Origin of the sequence: Sphingobacterium corticibacterium (assembly GCF_004208525.1) — a bacterium.
In the GTDB taxonomy this organism is placed as follows: Bacteria; Bacteroidota; Bacteroidia; order Sphingobacteriales; family Sphingobacteriaceae; genus Sphingobacterium; species Sphingobacterium corticibacterium.
This window is the reverse complement of the sequence record NZ_SGIT01000005.1, coordinates 148,133-173,400: the sequence shown is the minus strand read 5'-3', so window position 1 is coordinate 173,400 and position 25,268 is coordinate 148,133. Positions and strand designations below refer to the sequence as shown.

The following is a 25,268-nucleotide window of genomic DNA, read 5'->3' as shown; positions in this document are numbered from 1 at the left end:
ATTTTTATCCAAAACCAATCGTTTCTTATGGAACAAGAATTAGAAGAAAAATACAAAATCGGAGCACCGGCAGCATGGGCTACCCCATTATCGGAAGAAGAATTGTTGTCTAATATTGTGGAAAATGACTTTTCCCAACAACAATATGATGAAGGTAAGGATTATTGTTATTTCCTACGTAAAATCCAATATACAGACGATACACAGAATGCGGAATACAATTGTATGGCATATAGCGTGCAACAACCGGGTACATTGGAGTTTGCGTCTGTCAATGAGTTTGTCCTTTATCCATCCGAACACATGGTCTTCCATCGCATTGCCATACTCCGGGATGGTGTGCTGATCGATAAATTGCCGGATACAACGTTTAAGGTCCTGGATAACGAAGGACAAAGTTTGGACGGCGTCATCAATAGTTCGAAGAAAGTCAATATTAATATTAAGGATGTGCGGCTTTATGACATTATCTTGGTGGAAGATACCCGCGTGTTGACCTTTACTGATAAAGATTTTTTACGTAGAGAATTGATAAAATATGTATGGTCTAGTCCCGACGTATATTGGGCGTATGGAAGCTATGCCTTTGATTTTATCAATAAACGTTCTAAACCGATTACTTATAAGAAGCAGTTTTTCCGTGATGAACAGGGGGAATTGTTGCCCATAGAGGAGGGGGTGATCGCATCGGGAGATACGTTTTCGTTACGCTATACGCATTATCTAAATCCGGTAGATGTTAATCGCGAGCTATTTCCTTTTATTGATTTCGTCACGCAGAGTACTTATGAAGAATTGCTGGGTTTGGTGCTGCCTTATTACGAGACAGCATTGACGGCTAAGCCGCTTTTGGAATATGCCCCTGATCTGGTTGCTAAACTGGATGCACTTGGCGATGACCTCGAAGCTAAAATTCAGTTGGCGATTGAATTTGTACAGAACCATGTGCGTTATATATATAACGAAGAGGAGATGCACGGTCATAAACCGCAAGATCCGTGGGTTACGTATGAATTTAAACAAGGAGATTGTAAGGCGAAAACCGTGCTGCTCAAATGTGTGCTGGATTATTTAGGTGTTGATTCATCGGTTACGCTGGTAAATTACAACGCGGATTATTATTTGAGATATTATCTGCCATCGTTATTTAATTTTAACCATGTGATTGTAAAAGTGCGTCATAAAGAGAAAGACTATTTTGTGGATGCTACGTATCGCGACGAATATGGTACGCTCGAAAACCGTACGTTTATCAGCTTTCTGAACTATATGGAAATCAAGCCGAATAGTGTTTTGCAAGAGCGCGAACCTTATAAAAGTGCTGATTTTTCGATTTTTGACGAGGTTACGCTGGATGTGAAGGATGAGGTGGGGACCATTACCATAAAAACCACCTATCGCTACGGTCGGGCAAATGGCATGCGCCGTTATGTGAAGACCACCAATAAAAAAGCAGTGGTAGATAATACCAACAACTTCGTTTTCAGCTGTATGGATTTTGTCGAAGGTGAAAATGGGAATGATAAGCGCCAGGTATTTAAAGATGCTTCGCTGACTGTCGTAAGCGACGATAAAGTGAATAATATCTTCGTAACGCTATACACAGCCACTATTGATAAACCCTATTATGTGGGCAATGACGGGCGTAAATACGTGAAGTTTTATGATGGCAACATCTTGAAAAACCACTTAAAGGATTATGTGCTGAAAGATGTGAGTTTCTGGCATTCGTATGATAGTGAGCGTTATTCAATAACGATCCGTTCAGATAAACCGATAGATATGCAGGATCACTATACAAATAGGCGAATGGATGTGGACTATAGGCTTTTTAAATATAGCTTGAAGAAAAAAATCGATAAGTATGGTGCTACGGCAGAGATTGAATATATCCCACTTTCGAATGTGGAAGTGCCGGTGGAGGATATCGCCGACTTGCGTGACAAATATGCGGCAATAGGTAAAGAAAGTGCGTTTGGATTAGGGGTAGCAATCGCCAAGCCTGGTTTTTTTGATTCGGTTAAAGCATTGTTTGGCGGTAAGTAGGGGGCCGCTATAGGTAATAAACCGACCTGCTTTACGTAGCGGATCGGTTTATTTTATTTTTGGTATTGGGTTTAATCCTTATCTTCCAAAATCATCTTCAACCCGAACGATGTCGCTCTCATCAGAAGGGTTGTTGGCGTCTGTATGTTGCCATATTTCAGCTACTACACCGTAGGTTTTCAAACCAATTAAACGGTGACGCTCTCCTTGAGACAGGCGGATAACATCACCCTCCTTTAATTTTTTTAGTTCGTTTTGTTCATCCGTAGCGCTGGTGATAATACCTACTTCGCCCTGTGTAACACGCCATATCTCCGCACGACGGTGGTGATATTGCCAGGATAACCGTTTTTCCGGAGCAACCACCAAGATCTTAGGACTTAATTTGCCGGATATTTTGAGATTTTGTACGTCTAATCCATCAAAATAGGTGTTGGCAAACTGTTGTGCCTGTTCCTCGGCAATAACAAAGAAACCTCCCCAAGGGCGGGTTTGGTCTATATGATCAATAGTAAAACCTTGTGCTGTTAATTTTTCTTCTATTTGACTAAATAATTCGCCTTTATTAACGTATTGTTCTGACATATCTGTTTATTTGTTAGTAATTGTAAAACTAATCCGCTCGTCTGTCATACTGAGGTTACGAAGCATCTTTAATAATGTTGGTAGCTATGTCTTAAATAGCACCGTTTTTATGCGGTGAAGTTAGGAGTTTTCTTGAAATTAAACAATACATGTTTTTAAGCTCCTTAACTTTTCTTACATTTGAGTAACATGCTTAACAATCCAAAAAAGAAAATCAATGACACAGTTAAAATTTGACAAACAAAACGAAGCTTTTTTGCAGGCAGTTTCTTTTGTGAATCAAACAAACCAACATTTGTTCCTAACGGGTAAAGCAGGTACCGGTAAAACTACCTTTTTAAAATATATTCGGGAAAACTCCCACAAGAAAATGGCGATTACGGCTCCTACGGGGGTGGCTGCAATGAATGCCGGCGGAACAACCCTGCATGCGCTCTTTTGGTTGCCGTTTGGAACATTTATCGAAGATTACCCTTTGCAATGGAACGAACAGGATAGCCATATCTATAACAAGAGTCGATTATTTTCGACCATCAAACTGACCCGACAACGACGTGCTATTTTACAGGAGCTGGAGCTATTGGTCATTGATGAAGTCTCGATGGTGCGTGCCGACACATTGGATGCGATTGATGTTATTTTGAAATCGGTACGTCGCGACATGCGTCCGTTTGGAGGTGTACAGATGCTTTTTATCGGTGATCTTTATCAGTTACCACCCGTTGTTCGGGAGCATGAATGGCAGGTATTACGTGATCATTATCGTAGCCCGTTCTTTTTTGATGCGAAAGTATTGCGGGAGCATCCACCAGTTATCTTGGAGCTTAGCAAGATCTATCGGCAGAATGACAATGATTTTATCGATCTGTTAAACAACATCCGAAATAATAAGTGTTCCGCAGACGATTTGGAGAAGTTGAACGGTCACTATCAGCCCGCGTTTTCTCCAGATGAAGAAGAACAATATATTACTTTAACGTCACACAATAAATTGGCGGATGCCATTAATCAGGAAGAACTGACTAGGCTGAAAGGAACAATGCATAACGTACAGGCTGTCGTGAAAGATGAGTTTCAACAGGGTTCTTTTCCGGCAGATGAAATGCTCCCCTTGAAAATAGGTGCGCAGGTTATGTTTATTAAAAATGATAGTGGAGAAGATCGGAAATTCTTTAATGGAAAAATAGGAACGGTTAAGGAATTAAATTTGGATCGCCACCAAGTGGTCGTCGGTTTTAACGACGGTTCGGATGATGTCGTGGTTCGACGCGAGACCTGGGAGAATATCCGATATAAGTATAATAAAGGCGAAGATAAGATCGAGGAAGAGGTGATGGGGACATTTTCCCAATTCCCGTTACGGCTCGCATGGGCAATCACTATACATAAAAGTCAAGGGCTTACCTTTAATAAGGCTGTAATTGATGCGGGAACTTCGTTTGCCGCAGGGCAGGTGTACGTGGCGTTGAGTAGACTGACCGGATTGGAGGGCCTGGTATTAAAATCTAAAATTCCGATGCATTCTATCCGTACAGATGCACAAGTAGTGGATTTTATGCAGCGGATGATACCCAATGCAGGGGTGGCCAAAATTCTGGAAACGTGTCAACGCAATTATTTGGGACAGATCGTGCTGCAAAGTTTTCGCTGGGGAACCTTAGTTGAAAGTGTAGATGAACTCATAGCATCTTTAGGAAAACGGAATATCGACAGTAAAGAGGCTGCGTTGGAATACCTAGGCAATCTTTCCGGGATATTAAAGGAGCAGGAGAAAGTGGCGAATAAGTTCGTTACCTTATTATATAGCATGTTGCGCGATAAGGAAGCATTGGATTATGGTAAGATTTGCGAACGCACAAAAGCGGCGGTAGCTTGGTTCTTACCTCGGCTTGACGAGGAGGTGCTGCTGACTATGCAGGAACATATCGAAGCATGGACGATTAAAAAACGTACCAAAAAATATGTACAAGAGCTACGGTCCATACTATTGGATTTCAGGCGCAAGAAGGAACAGCTCGCACATTGCCTGACGATTGCAGATATATTGACGCAGGAAGGTGATCTGTCTTTACATGTACAGACGCTCAGTCAACAGGAAAAGACGAAGGATAGCGAAGTTAAGGAAGCAGAGGAGGAGGGTGTGGAAAAAGATACCAAAGCAATTTCCTTAGATTTGTTCCTGGACGGATTGAGTGTGGATGATATCGCGCAGAAGCGTGGTATGGTGGTTGGTACGATATACGGGCACCTCATTCATTTTGTAGGAAATGAAGTGGAAGCGGAAGATTTAATAGACAGCGCAAAACTGGAGGTGCTATTGGAGGTATTGCGTAAAAATGACGGGAAGTCTTCTTCGGAGATCAAGATGATACTCGGTGAAGATTATTCGTACCCCGATATAAAGCTGGGGCAAAAGGTGCTGGAAAGTGAAAAGGTTTAACGCCCTTAACGACACAGACAATGAGAGAAAAATCAAATCGCAGAAAAATGGCAACTTGGATCGGTGTGCCATTCCAGATGTTAGCGACTATCTTTGCGGGCTATTGGCTGGGAAGCTGGTTGGACGAAAAGTATGCGGTTGAAAAAAACTGGTGGACAATAGGGCTGACGTTGTTTGCTGTGTTGATTTCCTTATATCAGTTGATTGTGCAGGTGCAGCGTATGGGGAAGAACGGAAAATAAATTTGTAATACATTGGATATTTTAAAAACTACAGGGCAGTTTGCCTGGAAATTATTGTTGGGCAGCGTGTTCGTTTTCGGCGGCGCTTATATTATACAGCAATCGGCAGACCTACGTTTTTTAGATAGCACGTTCGTGCCACTCTGTATATTATTATATATGGTTACGGTATTTGCGTATGCTATATCGTATCTCGGCATACATAGTAATCCGGAGCTCGGCGTGTATGCTATTTTGGGTGGTGTCATGATAAAAATGCTGATATCGCTCGGTATTTTTATGGTTTTTTTGTACGGTTTTAAAGCCGAAAATAAGGTGCTATTAGGGCTGAACTTTTTTTGTATATATTTATTAATGTCATGCTTTGAAGTTATTGTTTTGTTACGTAACTTGCGGCGCAAAATAAAATAGCTAAAAATATTGTATAGATGGAAATAAGCCACTTTTTAACTTCAGCCAGAATCAGAACTTTGATGATTTTGTGCGTTTTTCTAGCTTCTTTCTCTTCGTTTGCATCCTCTTTAACTACTACATCTGCACCGGAACAGCATGCCGAAACAGCGGATGACCATGCACACGAGAAGAAAGGTTTTGATATTACTGCGTTTATTTTCCATCACATCGGTGATTCGCATGAATTTACTATTTTTGGTGGCGATCCGGAAGGCAAATCAAAATGGGTTGGTATTTACTTACCTGTTATATTATATACAGAGAATGGTTTGGTAACTTTTTGTTCGAGTGAATTTGCACGGAACGACGACGGTACCAAAATCGTCGAGAAAAAAGGCCAAGCTTTTGTTAAATACCATGGTAAGATTTACTATGCCGCGGAGCAGGCGAATGACCATGGCGCTTATATCGTGTATGATGATGAGCATCACGCTACGAATAAACGTCCGTTGGATTTCTCCATTACTAAAAACGTATTCAGCATCTTTTTAGGATTCATCGTATTGATTCTGGTGTTCTTTGCTGTAGCAAGAGGGTACAAGAAAAATGCTGGGAAAGCACCAAAGGGTATACAGTCCTTTATGGAACCGATTATTCTTTTTGTACGGGATGAAATAGCTATTCCAAACCTAGGACACCGATATGAGCGCTTTATGCCTTATTTATTGACGGTGTTCTTTTTTATATGGTTTATGAATATGTTGGGCTTGGTGCCGTTCTTCCCGGGATCGGCCAACGTAACGGGAAATATTGCCGTGACGATGGTGTTGGCTGTTATTACGTTATTGATTATTTTGTTTAACGGGAATAAATATTACTGGGGGCATATTTTCAATCCGCCGGTACCTTGGTGGTTGAAACCGCTGATGATTCCTGTAGAGATTATCGGTGTATTTACAAAGCCATTTGCGTTGATGATTCGTTTGTTTGCGAACATTACCGCAGGTCACATCTTAGTGTTGTCTTTATTGTGTTTGCCGTTTATCTTTAATGCAAGTGCAGTAGCTGGAGGTTCAGTTATATTTACTATCTTTATCAGCTTAATAGAATTGTTAGTAGCTTTTATACAGGCGTTTATCTTTACAATTCTGTCGGCTTTGTTCATCGGTATGGCTATCGAAGAACACCACGAACATTAATAACAGATTGAGGGAACAATTTTTTAACTAATATATTTTAAAACTATGACAGGTACATTAGCCGCAATTGGAGCAGGTTTAGCTGCTATCGGAGCTGGTTTGGGAATTGGTAAAATCGGTGGTTCTGCAATGGAATCTATCGCTCGCCAGCCTGAGGCTGCTTCAAAAATCCAAACTGCTATGTTGATCGCTGCTGCCTTTATCGAGGCGGTTGCTCTATTCGCAGTGGTTGTTTCTTTGATCGCTTAATAATAGCATTAAGAAACCAAAGGATTAAAAGAACCTGTCTTGGGGTTGCCATTTCGGGTTCTTTTATTCATCAAAAAACAATAGTTAAAAAGAAAAACTTTAAACGTCATACATAGCATAATAATATGGATTTATTAATTCCCGAAATTGGTCTGATTTTTTGGCACACCGTTAGTTTCTTAATCCTGTTATTTTTATTGGGTAAATTTGCTTGGAAACCCGTACTGAAAGCAATTAAGGAAAGAGAGGGAAATATCCAAAATGCGCTGGATTCGGCAGAAAAGGCGAAATTGGAGATGGCTCGCCTAACCAATGAAAATGAACAGTTGTTAAAAGAAGCACGTGTGGAGCGGGATAATATCTTAAAAGAAGCAAAAGAGCTTAAAGATAAGATCGTTGCCGACGCGAAAACGGAAGCCCAGGAGTCCGGCAAAAAGATTTTGGAGCAAGCAAAAAGAGAAATCGAAGAGCAGAAAAACAAGGCATTAGCCGAAGTTAAAAATCAAGTTTCTTCTTTATCTTTGGATATTGCCCGTAAAGTTTTAACAAAAGAGTTTGAAGATCAGACTAAACAGGACGCTTTTGTAAGTGACTTGTTGAAAGATGTGAAGTTAAACTAACGGGTTGTTCAGATTTTAAATAAAAAATATGTCAATTTTTACAGTTGCATCCAGATACGCGAAGTCTTTGCTAGATCTAGCGGAGGAACAAGGTCAATTAGATGCCGTGAAAGGGGATATCGAAGGTGTGGTTTCGGTATTGAAGTCTAATACGGAGCTGTTGGCTATTCTTAAAAACCCGATTATTAAAGGTGATAAGAAACGCAATATCCTGGCGGCGATATTCGAAGGGAATCTCAACCCCATCATTCTTTCTTTCTTTTATATTTTAGTGAACAAAGGGCGTGCAGCTATTCTATTGGATATTGCACAGGAGTTTGTTCGGGAATATAACGAAACAAAAGGTATTGTGAAAGCATCTGTTACATCGGCTACAGCGCTTTCCGAGGCTAATCTTGCGGATCTTCAAAAGATCATTACCGAAGAAATAAAAGCAGAGGTCATCCTTAAAAATACCATAGATCCAGCCCTAATCGGAGGTTTTGTGGTACGTGTAGGTGATAGACAGATTGATGCAAGTATTGCTGGTAAATTGAATAAACTAGAAAAGCATTTTGCAGCACAGGGCGTTTAAGCCTTAGTATTGAATTGAAAATAGAATCAAAAACCCCTTATAATAATAACAATGATAGAGGTAAGACCAGATGAAGTTTCGGCAATTCTTAGAGAGCAATTGTCGGGCTTTAAATCAGAAGCCGAACTAGAGGAAGTGGGTACCGTACTTACCATTGGTGACGGTATTGCTCGTATATACGGCTTAACTAAAGTTCAGTCCGGTGAGTTGGTTGAATTTGATAATGGATTAGAAGGTATCGTATTAAACTTGGAAGAAGACAACGTGGGTGTCGTTCTTTTGGGTTCTTCAGATGAAATTAAAGAAGGAGATACGGCTAAGCGTACGAAACGTATTGCATCTATTAAGGTAGGTGAAGGTATGTTGGGTCGTGTTGTCAATACATTGGGACAACCTATTGATGGTAAAGGTCCTATCGCAGGCGAAACCTATGAAATGCCTATCGAGCGTAAAGCACCAGGTGTTATCTACCGTCAGCCTGTAACGGAACCCTTGCAAACAGGTATCAAAGCGATTGATGCGATGATTCCAGTTGGTCGTGGCCAGCGTGAGTTGGTTATCGGTGACCGCCAAACGGGTAAAACGGCGGTATGTATCGATACCATCTTAAATCAAAAATCGTTTTACGATGCAGGTGAGCCTGTATTCTGTATATATGTTGCTGTAGGACAGAAAAATTCAACAGTAGCGAACATTGTACGCGTGTTGGAAGAAAATGGAGCAATGGCTTATACCGTTGTTGTTGCTGCATCTGCAGCAGATCCGGCTCCAATGCAGTTCTACGCGCCAATGGCGGGTGCTGCTATCGGAGAGTTTTTCCGCGACACAGGTCGTCCAGCATTGATCGTATACGATGATTTGTCAAAACAGGCAGTAGCGTATCGTGAAGTTTCTTTGTTATTACGTCGCCCACCGGGTCGTGAGGCTTATCCTGGTGACGTATTCTATTTGCACTCCCGTCTATTGGAGAGAGCTGCAAAGATCAACTCGTCTGACGATATCGCACGTAACATGAACGATTTGCCAGAATCTATCAAACACTTGGTGAAAGGTGGTGGTTCATTAACGGCACTTCCGATCATTGAAACACAAGCGGGTGACGTTTCTGCTTATATCCCAACAAACGTAATCTCGATTACCGATGGTCAGATCTTCTTAGAATCCAACTTGTTCAACGCAGGTATCCGTCCGGCGATCAACGTAGGTATTTCGGTTTCACGTGTAGGTGGTAACGCGCAGATTAAACCAATGAAAAAGGTATCTGGTACATTGAAATTAGATCAGGCTCAATTCCGTGAATTGGAAGCTTTCGCTAAATTCGGTTCGGATTTGGATGCGGCTACAAAAGCCGTACTGGATAAAGGTATCCGTAACGTAGAAATCTTGAAACAGGGACAATATTCTCCAGTTTCGGTAGAGAAACAAGTAGCGATCATCTACGCAGGTACAAAAGGGTTGCTTCGTTCAGTACCAGTAAATAAAGTTCGTCAGTTTGAGGCAGAGTATTTGACACAATTGGAGCAACGTCATCCAGAAGTTTTGGCAGCCTTCAAAGCTGGTAAATTTACGGATGAGTTAACAGATGTGTTGGAAAAAGTAGCTAGCGAATTAGCCGCAAAATATTAGTCTTAGATGGCAAATTTAAAAGAAGTAAGAAGCCGGATTAGTTCGGTAACATCAACGCAACAGATTACCAAAGCCATGAAAATGGTGGCTGCGGCGAAATTGAAGCGTGCTACAAACGCTATCGTACAGTTACGCCCTTATGCCAACAAATTAAGGGATATTCTGGCACAAGTTTCTGCTTCTGTTGAAGGGAATGATTCACCCTATACACAAGATCGTATACCCACAAAGGTATTGGTTATCGTATTGACGTCCAACAGAGGTTTGGCCGGTGCATTTAATGCCAACGCAATTAAAGCTGCGAATAATTTAATTTTCGGTAAATATGCGGAACAACATGCCCGGGGTAATCTAAGCATCATTGCCATCGGTAAACGCGGGCATGATTTCTTTGAGAAACGTGGTTTTAATGTGATCGGTAACTACAACGAGCTGTATAGTGACCTTAACTTTTTAAATGTATCTCAAGTAACGGATTATGCAATGCAAGCGTTCAAAGCGGGAAACATTGATCGGGTAGAGGTTGTATATAACGAGTTTCGCAATGCAGCTGTTCAAGTGTTGACGACAGAGCAGTTGTTGCCGTTGGTACCACAAGATAAGCCGGAAACGGCAGTAGCAGCAGAAACGGATTATATTATAGAACCATCCAAGGAGAAAATCATTGAAGAGCTTATTCCAAAAGCTATCAAAACGCAATTGTATAAGGCGGTTTTAGACTCTAATGCTTCTGAGCATGGAGCGCGGATGACAGCGATGGATAAAGCAACCGAAAATGCAGGTGAGTTATTGAAACAATTGAAGTTGTCTTACAATCAGGCAAGGCAAGCTGCCATAACAACCGAGTTGACGGAGATCGTCTCTGGTGCAGCTGCCTTATCCAATGGATAAGATTAGATACAATGATATAAAAAAGGGAATCTCTACAGATTCCCTTTTTTAGTATTAGCTTATATGCCATCTATTTTACGTAACTTTGTGACCTCATAAATAAGGACAGGATTAGAAAGGTATCTAAAAGGATACTTGTCGATGTATAAAATATAATATGGCAAATATAGTGGCAATTGTTGGTCGCCCGAACGTAGGGAAATCGACTTTATTTAACCGTTTAACAGAAAGCAGAAAAGCAATTGTTGACGATTTCAGTGGTGTTACACGTGATCGTCACTATGAAATGGCGGAATGGATAGGAAAGAAATTTACGGTTATCGATACAGGTGGATTTGTACACGGCTCAGACGATGTTTTTGAAGAAGCTATTCGGAAGCAGGTTCATATTGCTATAGAGGAAGCATCTGTTATCCTCTTTATGGTGGACGTGACTACGGGTATTACCGATTTGGATGACGAAATAGCCGATTTACTTCGCCGTACGTCAAAACCTGTTTATGTGGTCGCTAACAAAGTGGATCATGCCAAAAGAACACATGAATCTGCAGAGTTCTATGCCTTTGGATTGGGTGAAGTTTATAATATATCTTCGATAACGGGCTCAGGTACCGGTGAGCTATTGGATGACGTAGTGTCCCATTTTCCGGAAGAGAAGGAAGAAGAGGAAATTTCCTTGCCTAAGTTGGCCATTGTCGGTCGCCCCAATGTGGGAAAATCATCGTTAACGAATGCGCTATTGGGGAAAGAACGGAATATCGTGACGGATATTGCGGGGACAACCCGAGATTCTATCCGCATCCACTATAATCAATTTGGTAACGAGTTTTTACTGATCGATACGGCTGGGCTTCGTCGGAAAACAAAAGTGAATGAGGATATCGAATTCTATTCGGTTATGCGGACGATCAAGGCGTTGGAAGATTCGGACGTTGTTATTCTGATGTTAGATGCCAATGATGGGATTGAGTCACAAGATATTAATATTTTCCATTTGGCGGAAAAGAATAAAAAGGGAGTCGTCATTGTTGTTAATAAATGGGATACCATCGAAAAAGATCACAAGACCACCAAAGAGTTTGAGACACGAATTCGGGAGAAAATATCGCCGTTTACGGATGTTCCGATTATTTTCACTTCGGTAACAGAAAAGCAGCGTATTTATAGAGTGGTTGAAAAAGCCATGGAGGTGTATGCCAATAAAACGAAAAAGATACCCACTTCGAAACTGAATGATACGATGTTAGAAATCATTCAACACTATCCACCGCCAGCTATCAAAGGAAAATATATCAAAGTCAAATATATCACGCAACTCGCAGGGCGCTCCCCTATGTTTGCCTTTTTCTGTAATTTGCCGCAATATATTAAAGAGCCCTACAAGCGTTTTATTGAGAATAAATTGCGCGAGCATTTTGATTTTACCGGAGTACCTATTCAAATATTTTTTAGACAAAAGTAAGCTGATCATAGATTTTTATGGAACCTAATCTTGTTCTTTATAATACCCTTACCCGAAAAAAAGAAAAGTTTGATCCCCTAAATCCACCGTTTGTCGGCATGTATGTGTGTGGCCCCACGGTATATAGTGATGTGCATTTGGGAAACTGCCGTACATTTGTGTCTTTCGACATGATCTTTCGTTACTTGCTACATCTGGGGTATAAGGTAAGGTATGTAAGAAATATTACCGATGCCGGACATCTTGAAGGGGATCGGGACGAAGGAGATGATAAATTTTCTAAAAAGGCAAAATTAGAACAATTGGAACCTATGGAAATTGTGCAGAAATATACGCTCGGTTTCCATGAGGTTTTACGACTTTTCAATACGTTACCACCGAGCATCGAACCTACAGCAACGGGGCATATCTCGGAACAAATTGAGATGGTACAACGCATTATCGACAACGGTTATGCTTACGAAGTCAACGGTACCGTGTATTTTGATGTAGAGAAATATGTAAAAGAACACGATTATACGGTGTTAACCAATCGTAAATTGGAGGATCTTTTAAACAACACACGCGAGCTGGGCGGACAGGATGAAAAGCGCGGGCGTTTGGATTTTGCACTTTGGATTAAAGCGAAGCCGGAGCACATTATGCGTTGGCCGGCTCCCTGGAGTGTTGGATTCCCTGGCTGGCATATCGAATGTTCTGCCATGAGCAGTAAATATCTCGGTGCACAGTTCGACATACATGGTGGAGGAATGGATCTTGCGGCTACCCACCATACGAATGAGATCGCCCAATCGGAAGCCTGTCATCACGTTCATCCTGCCAAATATTGGATGCATACGAATATGCTAACCGTGAACGGTGCACGGATGTCAAAATCGGCTGGAAATGGCTTTTTGCCCCATGAGCTGTTTACCGGTAATCATCCGTTGTTGGAAAAAGGATATTCTCCTATGTCGGTTCGCTTTTTTATGATGCAAGCACATTATCGTAGTACATTGGACTTTTCAAATGAGGCACTGGACGCAGCTGATAAAGGGTATAAGCGCCTCATGAATGCTATTGTATTATTGGAGAAGATAAAGGCTTCGAATAAAAATAGCAGTGATTTTGACTTACTCACGTTAAAAAAACGTTGTTACAAGGCGATGGATGATGATTTCAACACGCCAGTGCTTATCGCTGAACTGTTTGAAGCGGTGCGTTTTATCAACGCAGTATACGATGGGAAGATGACGATCGATCAAACAATGCTAGCGGAACTCAAATCGTTCATGCAAATTTTTGTGGTGGATATATTGGGCTTAAAGAATGGGGTTCTGGCGGAGGACGCAGATGACACCGACGGATTGATGCAGATTATTATAAACCTGCGCAATGAAGCAAAGAAAAATAAAGATTTTACGACGTCTGATCGTATTCGGGAAGATCTCCAGTCTATTGGTATCCAATTAAAAGATAGCAAAGATGGAACGCTTTGGAACAAGATTTGATTGTAAAGGACGAAAACAGTAATTTAATGAAATTGATAAAAGTCTATTGGTTACTAGCCGTCGTCGCATATTTTGGTACATCGTCTATTGTACATGCACAGTTACCGGGGAAAGTAGGAAGCTTGATCAGTGCAGATCGGACAGCGGCTAATATAGCAAAAAGAGAGAATCCACACAAAGCGCTTACGTCGATCGTAGACAAAGAGTCTACCTTATATGTTCCGTCACCGGTAAATGCTATAAATTACCTGAATAACCGACCGAATATACCCGATGTTATGTCTTGGGAGCCTAATTTTGCGTTGGTTTCCAAAAGCTTAGATTGGGGTGTGACATCCGGACCTATGGAGTTTCAAAAGGTAGGTGCAATAAAAAGATATGGACAATACCTTACGGTTTGGCGTCGTGACCGGAAAGGAAATTGGAAAGTGCATATACGGGCTGAAGTGGAGAATTTTGGAAAAGGTTCCAAATCAGACCTCGTATTTTATGAACCGGATGATTCTTGGTACTTAAAGCATCGTTCCAAAGTACGTTTGCAGCAACGGGAGGAGGTTGTAACCCAAAGTGACGAACTCTTTTCTACGATCTTAAAAGCAAATAATGAAGCGGCATTCAATGAATTTCTTGCCGACGACGTACGTTATTATTATCCTTGGGAGACAGAAATAGAAGGTAAGAAAAATGTGCTTGCTTTTCTAAAGAAAAAGCGAATAGAAATCACGACAGATCCTTCTGGGGTGGGGCGTGCTTATAGCGGAGAATATGCGTACACTTCCGGAACGGCAACTGTACGGTCCAAAGAAAAGGTTGTTAATTTTAACTATATCCGTATTTGGCAATTGAAAGATGATTATCAATGGCGGGTTATTATAGAGATGATGTTTGAGCGATAAAAAAGAGGCATTTGCCTCTTTTTTATTTGTTTGCTAGAATTTCTTTGTTTTCTTCCATCCAAGGTTTTAGAACATCACATCTCAGGAAATCCTCATTAATATCAATAAAAGTATTTTCTTTACGTTGTTCAAACCATTCACTAAGTTTTCTGTTTACCTTATCTTGGCTCGCTGCTTCCTGTATCTTAGCAAAATCTTGTCCTAAATTTGCTTTGTGTGGTGCAATGCGAGATTTAAGATAGACGAATTTGTAAACCTGCTCTCCTGTCTGATCTGCGGATAGGAACGACTTAGAATATTGCCCAACTTCCAGCGGATCAATCGCGGTAAATGTCTCCTTATCCATTCTATTGATGGGAATTAAAGGGGAATTGTCTTCTGGGTTTGTCATCATCCCTCCAGCATATTTTGTTTCGTTGGCATCGGAGTGCAACGACGCCGCGGTGTGGAAAGCCAATTTGCCTTCCGACACTTTTTCATAAATACTGTCTATTTTTGCTTTTGCACGTTGTAAACTGGATGATGTGGCTTTCTTCTTTATCAATACGTGCCGCACATTGACTTCTTCTCCTCGCCGCTGTAGAACCTGTAAAAAGTGGAAGCCAAACTGGGTTTCGAATACCGGCGAAACTTCACCTTCTTTAAGTTTAAAAGCCATAGCTGAAAACTCTTTGACATAGTGGTCGCGCGTGGCAAACCCCAGCTCACCACCATATGGAGCTGAACCGTCCTCTGAATACAGACGGGCCACTGTCCCAAAATCAGAGCCATTTAATACTTGTTGTCTATAACCTTCAGCTTTTTTCCTGAATTGCTCTTTTTCTTCCTTGGTTAATTCTGGTTTGATGACAATCTCGCCGATTTCTACTTCCGTATCAAAATAGGGAAGGCTATCCTGGTCTAAACTTTCAAAATATTGTTTGACTTCGGCGGGTGTTACATTTATGGTAGATACGATAGTATGACGCATCCTTTCGGCTTTCAGCTGTTCGGCCACATTGGAACGCATTTCTTCTTTATATTGCAGAAGGGAACGATTTAAAAATTCTTCCAGCCGTTCCTTTCCGCCGGCTTGTCTTACCATCATTTGCATCCGTCTATTTAGGTTGTCGTCAACCTCTGATTCGGACACTTCTATAGAGTCGATCGCTGCCTGCTGGGATAATAGCTTTTGCGTCAGGAGCTGTTGTAAGACGAAACATTTCATCTCCTCATTCGGCTTTTCACCCTGCGCCAAATATTGAGCATATTGCATTTCTACATCTGATTGCAAAATAATGCTGGATCCGACGGTGGCAACCACACGGTCTACCAGTCTCCCTTGGCCATACACGGATTGCAAGTAGATGATAGACATCATCGCTATTCCCAGTAAACTTATATATTTCTTCATCATAAATGTTGCATCGATACTCCGCAAAATTACCATAAATAACCGGATTTTTGTAGGTACTTTGTCTGCAAAACTGTTAAAAATGTTAAAAAGTTGTCTTGGATTTTGCGCTCCGCTGTCATCAAATATATTATCGTAGCAGAAAAATATGTAATTTAGTAACGGTTATCCGTAAATACAGCAATATGAAAATATCCATGATCATCCTGTTGGGATGTTTTACACAATTGGCGATGGCGCAGGAAATTCCGATGTTTATCGGCACGTATACCCATGCGGGGAGTCAGGGGATCTATTTATATATGTTTGACCAACAAAGTGGAGAGGCGACGATGTATTCATCTACCGCTAGCGAGCATCCGTCCTTCTTGACGAGATCAGCAAAGGGGGATATGTTGTATGCCGTAAACGAAACGGGCGATAGTACCGCTGCATTGTCCGTTTTCACTTTTGATGGGGATATATTGTCTTTTGTAGATGCCATGCCTACCGGCGGAAGTTATCCCTGCCATGTCGCGGTGAGCAAGCGCCATCCCCTTGCTGTTGTTTCTAATTATGGTGGAGGATCCTTATCGGTGTACCGCTTGGGGGAAAATGGGGGACTGGTAGAGAAGATACAGCACATCCAACAGGAGGGAACGGGACCGGATAGCGCAAGGCAAGAAGCCTCGCATGTACATTCTGCTTTCTTCACTCCGGATGAAAAGCATGTCTATGTACAAAATCTGGGAACAGATATGGTCACCGTGTATCGGGTAGATACAAATAATAACTACCGTTTAATAGAAGAAGGTCATTTGTCAACCCCAGCGGGAGGTGGTCCCCGCCATTTGGTATTTGATGAGCATGGGAAAAATAGTTATGTATTGTTAGAGATGACGGCTAAGATTGCCCATTATGAAAAGAATGGCGAAAATTGGATCTTGGTAGATACGATTTCCATCAACGAAGATGGCTTCGAGGGAGATAATGGTGCCGCAGAGATAAAGCGTTCTGCGGATGGAAAATTCATCTATGCAACCAATCGTGGTGATGCCAACACCATTACATTATTTGCAATAGATAAATCGGGTAAGCTGGAACGTAAAAAAGTGTATCCTACTGGGGGTGAAGGGCCTCGGAACTTCAATTTATCTCCTGATGGCCGTTTTTTGCTTGTTGCGAATCAGAAGACAAATAATATAACGGTTTTTGAACGTAATATGGAAACCGGCGAACTAAAAGATACAGGTAAACAAATTGAGGTATCAACCCCTGTTTGTATTGTTTTTTAAACTTCTCTATTCTGTTTCTTCCTCCGTTTTAGCGATATTGGGTGTATCATCATCTTCATCATCGTCGTCTTCACTGTCCAATTCATGGGTTTCTTCGTTGTACATGCCGGCAAGTTCATCAACAATAGTACCTTTCCAGAGTGGTGTGCCCGTGAAATAAGCAGCTCTACCAATCATATGAGCACCGATAGGAGCGGTAATAATCAAAAAGAAAATAATAGCAATAGCTTTGGTAGTCACCGATACATCGGGGAACATGATGGCGGCGCAAATGAGTAATAAACCTACTCCCAAGGTGGAGGCTTTCACCGTTACGGACAAGCGTAAATAGAAATCTGGCATGCGCAATATGCCGATAGATGCAAATAAAATAGAAAGTGCGCCTACCGTACTTAAAAGGGCTAATACAATATCAATCATCTTTTTGTTTTTCTATATAATAAGCAAAAGCCACCGTGCCTAAGAAGGCAATTAGGGCAAGAATAATGGCTACATCCAAAAAAACCTCTTGATTAGAACGGATGCTGTAAACGGTTATAATCCCGATACCTGTTGTGATGATCAAGTCCAGTGCTACTACACGGTCTACTACCGCAGGGCCTTTGAACAGCCGGATGAATACCAACATAACAGAGATCGCTAATATCGGAAGGATAACGTAGTCGAAATAGGCTTCTAGTGTAATCATCTTAAAATCGCTAATAGTCTCCTCTCCAAACCAGTTTGTGTCTGTCTGACAAATGTCTCCGGATCTGTTAAGTACATCACGTGAATATAAATCGTTTTCTTGTCGTCACTAATGTCCACAATGAGTGTGCCTGGCGTCAGCGAGATCATGGTCGACAATAAATTTATCTCAAAATCTGTCCGGGCACTCATCGGATATTTAACGATCCCGGGTTTAAAGAAATATTTCGGTGTAATCACATCAAACGCCACCTGCACATTTGCTTTTATGATTTCATAAAGAAAGTAAAAAGCAAAGCTTATAATTTTCGGAACCCGATAAAAATATCGTTGATCTGCTTCGTTGCGATTCATGATCCATAGGATGAAGAAGCCGAGCATGAACCCGAACAAGAAGTTGGTGTAATAAAGAGAACCCGTAAGTGCTACCCATATCGCCGAGAGCAGCAGGTTCATTAAAAAATTCTTAATCATATCTTAATCCGTTTTGTTGCCCAAAACAGCATCAATATATGCTGAAGGGTCGATTAACTGTGTCGATATTGTATCTGCTACTTTAACAATAGCTTCCGCATTTAATCCTATATAAAGTGTTACAAGCGCCAATAGGGCGATCGGTAATACCATTAAAATTTTTTTATACGGGGGCATAGGAGCGAAACGATTGTCTATTTCTTCCTCCGTTGGTGGGTTTTTCCAAAATACTTCCGACCACATTTTAGCAATAACGTATAGTGTCACAAAGCTACCGATGATTAAGGCTGCGACGTAGAAGTATTGGTGTTGAGCGAAGGCTTCTTGAAAAAGAAAGATTTTTGGCCAAAATCCCGATAAGGGTGGTATTCCTACTAAGGAGAATAAGACAATGGCGATAAGGAGCGATATTTTTGGATAATCGCGATATAAACCACCTAATTTGCCCATATCCATTGTCCCTCCTAGTTGACGGATGAGTCCGGCGATGAGAAACATGTTGGTTTTCACCATAATATCATGTATCAGGTAAAATACAGCTCCCATAAGCGCTATCTTACTAAACATGGCAATACCTCCAACCATAAAACCAATATGGCACACGATGAGATAAGAGAATAAACGCCGTATATTCGTTTTTATAAGTGCACCAAATGCTCCTGTTAAGATCGTTAATACGGCGATGACCATTAAGAGGGTTCGTGTAAATTCGTCTGGAACAAAAATTAGGCTAAAGACACGCAGCATAGCGTAGATTCCTACTTTTGTTAATAACCCCCCAAACGTTGCAGCAACCGCTGAAGGAGGCGTGTGGTAGGAAGACGGCAACCAATAGTATAATGGGAATACGGCCGACTTAATACCGAAACCAATAATGAAAAAACAGGATGTAATACCGATGAGTGCTTTGTTTTGCACTTCTTGGATTCGAATGGACAAGTCAGCCATATTAAGCGAGCCGGTTATGCCATAGAGAATACCAATTCCCGTCAGAAAAAACATGGATGCCAGAATATTCATCGCCATATATTTGACGGCGCCCTCCAGTTGAGCTTTTCTTCCCCCTAAGGTCATCAATACAAAAGAAGAAATAATAATAACCTCAAAATATACATACAGGTTAAAGATATCCCCCGTTAGGAATGCACCGTGTAACCCCATAATAAGAAAATGAAAAATAGGGAAGTATCCGTAGAGCATCCGTTGTCGGCTAAGCCCGACCGAAGAAAAAATGGAGACTGCAAAACAAGCAATAGAGGTAAGCAACACCAAGGTGACACTCAGTAAATCCGCAACAAACACAATTCCGAAAGGGGCATCCCAGTTTGCGGCATTCAACGTCAGAATACCACTTTCTTTTACGCGCCCGAACAGACGGAAAGCGACCATAAGGCCAACCAAACTCCCTCCTACGCTTAAATAACGTTGGGTAAGCGTTTTTCTCCAAAACATAAGTTGGATGATGGCCGTAAATAATTGCACAAAAATAGGTGCTAAAATATGGTTGTCTATCATATATCTTCTTCTTCAGGTGTGTTTAAATCGTCCAAATCATCTGAATCGACTAATGCATACACGCGTTTAAGCAGTACAATCGCAAAGGAAGTTAAACCAAAACTAATGACGATAGCGGTTAAAATTAACGCTTGAGGTATGGGATCGGCATAAACGTCTTGAAAAACTTTGTATGCGCCATCAATAACCGGAGGACTTCCTTTGGTAATCTTCCCCAAGACGAAAATCAAAATATTTGCGCCGTTACCCCATAATATAATACCCAAGAGAAGCTTAACCATACTTCGTCGCAGAATGAGATATACGCCCGCCGCATATAATAAGCCTAATATTAAAACCAATAGTAATTCCATATTAATCGTTTAGCGCTATGGTAAATAAGATAGTTAATACGACGCCAATCACGACTAGATAGACCCCTAGGTCGAAAAATAGCGCGGAGCCAATCATACCGATGACGGGAATAGGTTCTTCAAACCACAGGCCGGTCATGGGCGGAAATCCGAGCAACAATGGAAAGGTAACACTCACCGCAGATACGGCAAGGCCAATAGGGATTAACGATAACGGCTTATACCGAAGGATTTTCATGGTGTTTTCGGTGCCGTTAGCAAAGCTATGGAGTACAAATGCGATAGAAGCTACTAACCCGCCCACAAAACCACCGCCAGGATAGTAGTGTCCGCGTAGAAGCAAGAAAAATGAAAATAACAGCAATATCGGGAGTAAATACCGGGTAGCTGTCTGTAATATAGCACTCTTCATATTTTTTGTTTTTTATTCCTTCTCTGACGATTTCAACCGTAATTTAATTAAACTATAAACGCCTAATGCGGCTATAGACAGTACGACAGTTTCAAACATCGTATCCATTCCACGGAAATCTACCAAAATCACGTTGACCACATTTTTTCCTTTCGCCAGCAGATAAGCATTTTCGCCGTAAAAATCACTGATAGCCGTGGTGTTGGGTTCGTATAATACCCGTAAGGCTATAAGCGAAATAATAACGCCGAAGCCTAAGGCTACGATGGCGTCCCGTATCAATATTCCTTGGCGTACGAAATTAATAAAAGGTGGAAGCTTGTATAAAACCAATACAAACAATACCGTGGTCAGCGTATCAATGGTAAATTGTGTCATCGCTAAATCTGGTGCACTATAGAATACGAAAAGCAAACAGATACAATATCCGATAACGCTTGTCGACACCACAGATGTTAGACGAGACCTGGTCGTTACGATAATATACAATGCCCCTATTAACATCGCCACGATACCGACTTCGTACCATGACAACGGTGTCAGGTTTTCAAAGTCAATTTGGATGGGGCCACCTAACCAGAGTTTATACGCTAGCAAGAGTTCGGCAAAAAGGATAATCTTAAGATGGTAAGAACGAAGGTATCCGTCATGGATGGCGTTTGTGTATACACTGGAAAATCGTGTAATACCGTTCGCAATATTGCTGATAATATGTTGTGGCGAAATCTTGTTAAATTGCTCAATAGCCGCTAGTTTAGCCCTACTTGGTTTATTTAAAAGATAGACAACGGTACCTGCTGCCAACGTAGCCAAGCTCAAAATGAGTACCGTATTAAATCCATGCCATATCTTAAGATGCATGCTTGTTTCTTGGCCCGCGATGGCATTGGCAGTTTGGTGGTTGAAATAATCCCCAACGATACCGGGAAATATACCAAAAGCCAGACTCAATAAAGCGAGGATAAGTGGTGGGATCCACATGGATTTGTAGGGGAGATGTACCTGTTCAAATTCCGAAGGTAATTTTCCGGTAAAAGGTTTTATTCCTGCCATAAACCCTGCAGCTACCAAACCGATGTTGGTGATGACTGCCAATGCCGTCAGCCAGATAGCCCAATTATGATGATAGTGTAAGGTCGCTTCATAAATCAGGTCCTTGCCGATAAAGCCGAATGTTGAGGGAAGGCCGGCACTGGAAAGCGCCGCTAATAATGCGGCGATGAAAACCGGCATAAGTACCTTGCGCAATCCGCTTAATTTCGTGAGATCACGCGTGTGCGCCTCATGATCAATGATGCCCGTAACCATAAACAGTGTAGCTTTATATAGCGCATGAACCAAGATGAATACGCTGGCTGCTATAATGGCTTGGTCGCTACCTATCCCTAATAAAAACGTTAAGATGCCCAGTGCAGATATGGTAGAGTATGCTAAAACGCCTTTTAGGTCTGTGCGAAACAGAGAATGTATGGCAGCATATACCATGGTAAATCCGCCCACAATCATCAGGGTGGTATTCCATAACTCGGTGCTACCTAGCGCAGGTGTTAGACGCGCCAAGAGATATATACCGGCCTTGACCATGGTAGCCGAGTGAAGATATGCAGATACGGGCGTAGGCGCTTTCATCGCACCCGGTAACCAAAAATGGAATGGAAATTGTGCTGATTTGGTAAAAGCACCAATAAAAACCAGTCCGACAATTAGCGGGTATAACGGATGGTTAGCAATTTTATCATGTTGGGCAAATAGTTCACTAATGATGAATGTATCTGCAATATTTCCCGCTAACACCAATCCTGCTAATAAGAAAAAGCCTCCTAATCCGGTAATACTAAGTGCTGTAAGTGCACTATTCCTGGATTCCTTGCTGTCGTTATTGAAGCCGATGAGGAAAAAGGAACTGATACTGGTCAGTTCCCAGAAAACAAATAATGTCAGGATATTGTTAGCAAGTACGACGCCTAACATAGCACTCATAAAAAGGAGTAGATAAGCGAAAAACCGGTCAAAATAAACATGTCCTTTTAGATAACTGCGACCATAAAAGAAAATGGCTGTTCCAATACCGGTAATTAATAGCGCAAAAAGTAAAGATAAACCATCCAGACGGAAGTCAAAGTTAACGCCCAAACTCGGAACCCAAGCGAGGTGTTGGATAACGTTTGTTCCGTTCGCTATGACAGGCACATGCCATAAATAGAACAAAAAGAGAATTACAGGTATAAACGGGAGTAAAATACTCCATTTCGTCTTAATAATCTTGCCGAAAGGAACGAGAAGGCTTGATGTTATTAACCCTGTTAAAACAGTAAATAGCATGCAGTCTTTATGTTTAAATAATGTTGGAAACGTTATAAAATTACAAAAAATCCTCAAAAAAGAAAGCCTCTCGTTTTTGCGAGAGGCTTTTTTATGCTGGTTTATCTTATTTTTTAGCTATTTCTTCATTTCTTCTGCTCCTTTGATGATCGCTTCGACTACGGTGGGATCCTGCAGTGTAGACGTATCGCCTAAATTATCAATTTCTCCTTCTGCAATTTTGCGTAAAATACGACGCATGATTTTCCCAGAACGCGTTTTTGGCAAATCGGATACAAACTGAATAATATCAGGTTTGGCAATAGCACCGATTAAGCGTGTGATAGTCTGTAAAATATCCTTACGCGTACTTTCGGCATCGATGTGATGGTTTGCAACAATGACATACGCATAAATACCCTGTCCTTTAACCGGATGTGGATAACCGACAATGGCCGATTCTACGACATCAGAGTGCATGTTGATCGCATTTTCCACCTCAGCCGTGCCAATGCGGTGACCAGAGACGTTCAACACATCATCCACACGTCCGGTAATTTTATAATAGCCTTCGGGACTTCTGTAACAGCCGTCGCCCGTAAAATATTTATCTGGATAGGTAGAGAAATAGGTTTGACGGCATCGCTCGTGGTCGCCCCAGGTCGTGCGTAACATGCCCGGCCACGGAAACTTGATGCACAGATTTCCTGTTACATCGTTGCCCTCGATTTCTTTACCATCTTCGTCCATTAAACAAGGTTGTACACCCGGGAGCGGTAACATCGCATAGCTCGGAATGGTTGGTGAGATACCTGCCATCGGTGCAATTAATATACCTCCATTTTCTGTTTGCCACCAGGTATCGGCAATCGGTGCCTTTCCTTTTCCGATTTTTTCGTTGAACCAATGCCAAGCCTCTTCATTAATAGGTTCACCCACAGATCCTAGTTTTTTAATACTGCTTAGATCTTTACCCTCTAAATATTCGTCTCCAAAAGCCATTAACGAGCGAATGGCCGTAGGTGCTGTATATAGGATGTTCACTTTATATTTATCGACAATGTCCCACAAGCGTCCTGCATCCGGATAAGTTGGCGTTCCTTCAAACATTAAGGAAGTCGCACCTTGTGATAATGGACCATATACGATGTAGCTGTGCCCCGTAATCCAACCGATATCGGCTGTACAGAAATAGACTTCTCCGGGTTGATATTGGAATACATTTGAAAAGGTGTATCCGGTATAAACCATGTAACCTCCGGTAGTGTGTACAACACCTTTAGGTTTGCCGGTCGAGCCCGATGTATAGAGCACAAATAACGGATCTTCGGCATCCATTTCTTCGGCAGGGCAAGGTGGATTACCTTGAGTTTCCACTTTTTTAATTTCGTCTTCCCACCATACATCACGGTCTTTTATCATGGATATTGGCGTGCGTGTACGTGTTAACACAATGACACGTTCCACGGAGTCACATTGCATAAGTGCATCATCCACAATAGATTTTAACTCCAACACTTTTCCGGCACGGAATCCACCATCAGAGGTAACGACCAGTTTGCATGCTGCATCGTTGATTCGGTCTGCGATAGAGCGAGCGGAGAAACCACCAAATACAACGGAATGGATGGCACCAATACGAGCACAAGCCAATACGGCGATGACTAGCTCAGGTACCATAGGAAGATATATACATACACGGTCTCCCTTGACTACCTTGTTGTTTTTCAACACGTTCGCAAAGACTTCGACTTTCTCTAAAAGTTGCTTGTAAGTGAGGATGCGATGTGCCTCGTTTGGGTCGTTAGGTTCCCATATAATGGCAGGTTTATCTCCTAACTGATAAATATGTCGATCTAAACAATTTTCGGTAATGTTAAGTTTTCCTCCTTCAAACCATTTAATGTTAGGGTCGGTAAAGTTCCAGTTTAATACATTTGTCCATTTTCGTTTCCAAAAGAAGTTTTCCGCAATTTCTCCCCAAAATGCTTCCGGGTTTTCGACGCTATTTTTATACGCCTCCTGGTACTCCTCAAAACTTTTAATTTGTAGGTTCATGTTTTTTTTAAATACAAAATTTAAATGATTAACTTTTATCCAATGCAGACATTTATTTATTGAAATCTGTCCGTATTGGATATACAAG

General features: G+C 41.5%; 24 protein-coding genes. 14 read left to right on the top strand and 10 right to left on the bottom strand.

Features of this window, described 5'->3' with window-relative positions; all coding sequences use genetic code 11:
- Window positions 1–27 precede the first annotated feature (27 nt).
- A complete protein-coding gene (locus EWE74_RS19245) occupies window positions 28–2,046 on the top strand; it encodes a hypothetical protein (protein WP_130143287.1) in 2,019 nt (672 codons plus the stop codon).
- A gap of 78 nt (window positions 2,047–2,124) precedes the next feature.
- Here EWE74_RS19245 and EWE74_RS19240 read toward each other — a convergent pair whose 3' ends face one another.
- On the bottom strand, window positions 2,125–2,631 hold the full coding sequence (locus EWE74_RS19240) for a cupin domain-containing protein (RefSeq protein ID WP_130143286.1): 507 nt from the start codon (window positions 2,629–2,631) through the stop codon (window positions 2,125–2,127).
- A 217-nt stretch (window positions 2,632–2,848) separates the two neighbouring features.
- Here EWE74_RS19240 and EWE74_RS19235 point away from each other — a divergent pair, with 217 nt between their 5' ends.
- The 12 genes from EWE74_RS19235 to EWE74_RS19180 all read left to right on the top strand — a co-directional run bounded on the left by EWE74_RS19235 (window position 2,849) and on the right by EWE74_RS19180 (window position 14,713).
- Window positions 2,849–5,071, top strand: a complete 2,223-nt coding sequence (locus EWE74_RS19235; RefSeq protein ID WP_130143285.1) for a helix-turn-helix domain-containing protein — start codon at window positions 2,849–2,851, stop codon at window positions 5,069–5,071.
- 20 nt (window positions 5,072–5,091) lie between these two features.
- Entirely contained in the window at window positions 5,092–5,313 is a 222-nt protein-coding gene (locus EWE74_RS19230) for an AtpZ/AtpI family protein (protein ID WP_130143284.1), read from the top strand.
- A 12-nt stretch (window positions 5,314–5,325) separates the two neighbouring features.
- Window positions 5,326–5,724, top strand: a complete 399-nt coding sequence (locus tag EWE74_RS19225; RefSeq protein ID WP_130143283.1) for a hypothetical protein — start codon at window positions 5,326–5,328, stop codon at window positions 5,722–5,724.
- Between the two features lie 62 nt (window positions 5,725–5,786).
- Window positions 5,787–6,905: a F0F1 ATP synthase subunit A gene (atpB, locus tag EWE74_RS19220; RefSeq protein WP_239018725.1), complete on the top strand. Its 1,119-nt coding sequence runs from the start codon at window positions 5,787–5,789 to the stop codon at window positions 6,903–6,905.
- A gap of 45 nt (window positions 6,906–6,950) precedes the next feature.
- The gene (atpE, locus tag EWE74_RS19215; RefSeq protein WP_105727133.1) at window positions 6,951–7,154 is read left to right on the top strand and encodes an ATP synthase F0 subunit C; all 204 of its coding nucleotides are present in this window, start codon (window positions 6,951–6,953) and stop codon (window positions 7,152–7,154) included.
- Between the two features lie 125 nt (window positions 7,155–7,279).
- Window positions 7,280–7,774 carry a F0F1 ATP synthase subunit B gene (locus tag EWE74_RS19210; RefSeq protein WP_130143281.1) on the top strand — a complete coding sequence of 165 codons (495 nt, stop codon included), beginning with the start codon at window positions 7,280–7,282 and terminating at the stop codon, window positions 7,772–7,774.
- Window positions 7,775–7,802: 28 nt separating this feature from the next.
- Complete coding sequence (locus EWE74_RS19205; RefSeq protein WP_130143280.1) at window positions 7,803–8,348, top strand: F0F1 ATP synthase subunit delta; 546 nt, start codon at window positions 7,803–7,805, stop codon at window positions 8,346–8,348.
- 51 nt (window positions 8,349–8,399) lie between these two features.
- On the top strand, window positions 8,400–9,974 hold the full coding sequence (gene atpA, locus EWE74_RS19200) for a F0F1 ATP synthase subunit alpha (protein WP_130143279.1): 1,575 nt from the start codon (window positions 8,400–8,402) through the stop codon (window positions 9,972–9,974).
- Window positions 9,975–9,980: 6 nt separating this feature from the next.
- Window positions 9,981–10,865, top strand: a complete 885-nt coding sequence (gene atpG / locus EWE74_RS19195; protein ID WP_130143278.1) for an ATP synthase F1 subunit gamma — start codon at window positions 9,981–9,983, stop codon at window positions 10,863–10,865.
- Window positions 10,866–11,022: 157 nt separating this feature from the next.
- Complete coding sequence (gene der, locus EWE74_RS19190) at window positions 11,023–12,327, top strand: ribosome biogenesis GTPase Der (RefSeq protein WP_130143277.1); 1,305 nt, start codon at window positions 11,023–11,025, stop codon at window positions 12,325–12,327.
- Window positions 12,328–12,344: 17 nt separating this feature from the next.
- A complete protein-coding gene (gene cysS / locus EWE74_RS19185; protein WP_130143276.1) occupies window positions 12,345–13,817 on the top strand; it encodes a cysteine--tRNA ligase in 1,473 nt (490 codons plus the stop codon).
- A 26-nt stretch (window positions 13,818–13,843) separates the two neighbouring features.
- Window positions 13,844–14,713, top strand: coding sequence for a DUF4440 domain-containing protein (locus EWE74_RS19180; RefSeq protein ID WP_130143275.1), 870 nt, complete (start codon window positions 13,844–13,846; stop codon window positions 14,711–14,713).
- A gap of 22 nt (window positions 14,714–14,735) precedes the next feature.
- Here the strand turns inward: EWE74_RS19180 and EWE74_RS19175 are convergent, their stop codons facing one another.
- Entirely contained in the window at window positions 14,736–16,142 is a 1,407-nt protein-coding gene (locus tag EWE74_RS19175; RefSeq protein WP_239018724.1) for a peptidylprolyl isomerase, read from the bottom strand.
- A gap of 149 nt (window positions 16,143–16,291) precedes the next feature.
- Between EWE74_RS19175 and EWE74_RS19170 the strand changes: the two genes are divergently transcribed.
- On the top strand, window positions 16,292–17,380 hold the full coding sequence (locus EWE74_RS19170; protein WP_130143274.1) for a lactonase family protein: 1,089 nt from the start codon (window positions 16,292–16,294) through the stop codon (window positions 17,378–17,380).
- 6 nt (window positions 17,381–17,386) lie between these two features.
- On the opposite strand, the gene mnhG is transcribed toward EWE74_RS19170, so the two are convergent.
- The 8 genes from mnhG to acs all read right to left on the bottom strand — a co-directional run bounded on the left by mnhG (window position 17,387) and on the right by acs (window position 25,180).
- A complete protein-coding gene (gene mnhG / locus EWE74_RS19165; RefSeq protein ID WP_130143273.1) occupies window positions 17,387–17,800 on the bottom strand; it encodes a monovalent cation/H(+) antiporter subunit G in 414 nt (137 codons plus the stop codon).
- A complete protein-coding gene (locus EWE74_RS19160; RefSeq protein ID WP_130143272.1) occupies window positions 17,793–18,068 on the bottom strand; it encodes a monovalent cation/H+ antiporter complex subunit F in 276 nt (91 codons plus the stop codon). The genes mnhG and EWE74_RS19160 overlap by 8 nt, the downstream gene beginning before the upstream one ends.
- Window positions 18,065–18,541: a Na+/H+ antiporter subunit E gene (locus EWE74_RS19155; protein WP_130143271.1), complete on the bottom strand. Its 477-nt coding sequence runs from the start codon at window positions 18,539–18,541 to the stop codon at window positions 18,065–18,067. The genes EWE74_RS19160 and EWE74_RS19155 overlap by 4 nt, the downstream gene beginning before the upstream one ends.
- Window positions 18,542–18,544: 3 nt before the next feature.
- Window positions 18,545–20,056 carry a proton-conducting transporter transmembrane domain-containing protein gene (locus tag EWE74_RS19150; protein ID WP_130143270.1) on the bottom strand — a complete coding sequence of 504 codons (1,512 nt, stop codon included), beginning with the start codon at window positions 20,054–20,056 and terminating at the stop codon, window positions 18,545–18,547.
- Entirely contained in the window at window positions 20,053–20,409 is a 357-nt protein-coding gene (locus EWE74_RS19145) for a Na+/H+ antiporter subunit C (protein WP_130143269.1), read from the bottom strand. The genes EWE74_RS19150 and EWE74_RS19145 overlap by 4 nt, the downstream gene beginning before the upstream one ends.
- Window position 20,410: 1 nt before the next feature.
- A complete protein-coding gene (locus tag EWE74_RS19140; protein WP_130143268.1) occupies window positions 20,411–20,821 on the bottom strand; it encodes a Na+/H+ antiporter subunit B in 411 nt (136 codons plus the stop codon).
- A 12-nt stretch (window positions 20,822–20,833) separates the two neighbouring features.
- Window positions 20,834–23,143, bottom strand: a complete 2,310-nt coding sequence (locus EWE74_RS19135; RefSeq protein ID WP_130143267.1) for a putative monovalent cation/H+ antiporter subunit A — start codon at window positions 23,141–23,143, stop codon at window positions 20,834–20,836.
- 117 nt (window positions 23,144–23,260) lie between these two features.
- The gene (acs, locus tag EWE74_RS19130) at window positions 23,261–25,180 is read right to left on the bottom strand and encodes an acetate--CoA ligase (RefSeq protein WP_130143266.1); all 1,920 of its coding nucleotides are present in this window, start codon (window positions 25,178–25,180) and stop codon (window positions 23,261–23,263) included.
- Window positions 25,181–25,268: the final 88 nt, after the last annotated feature.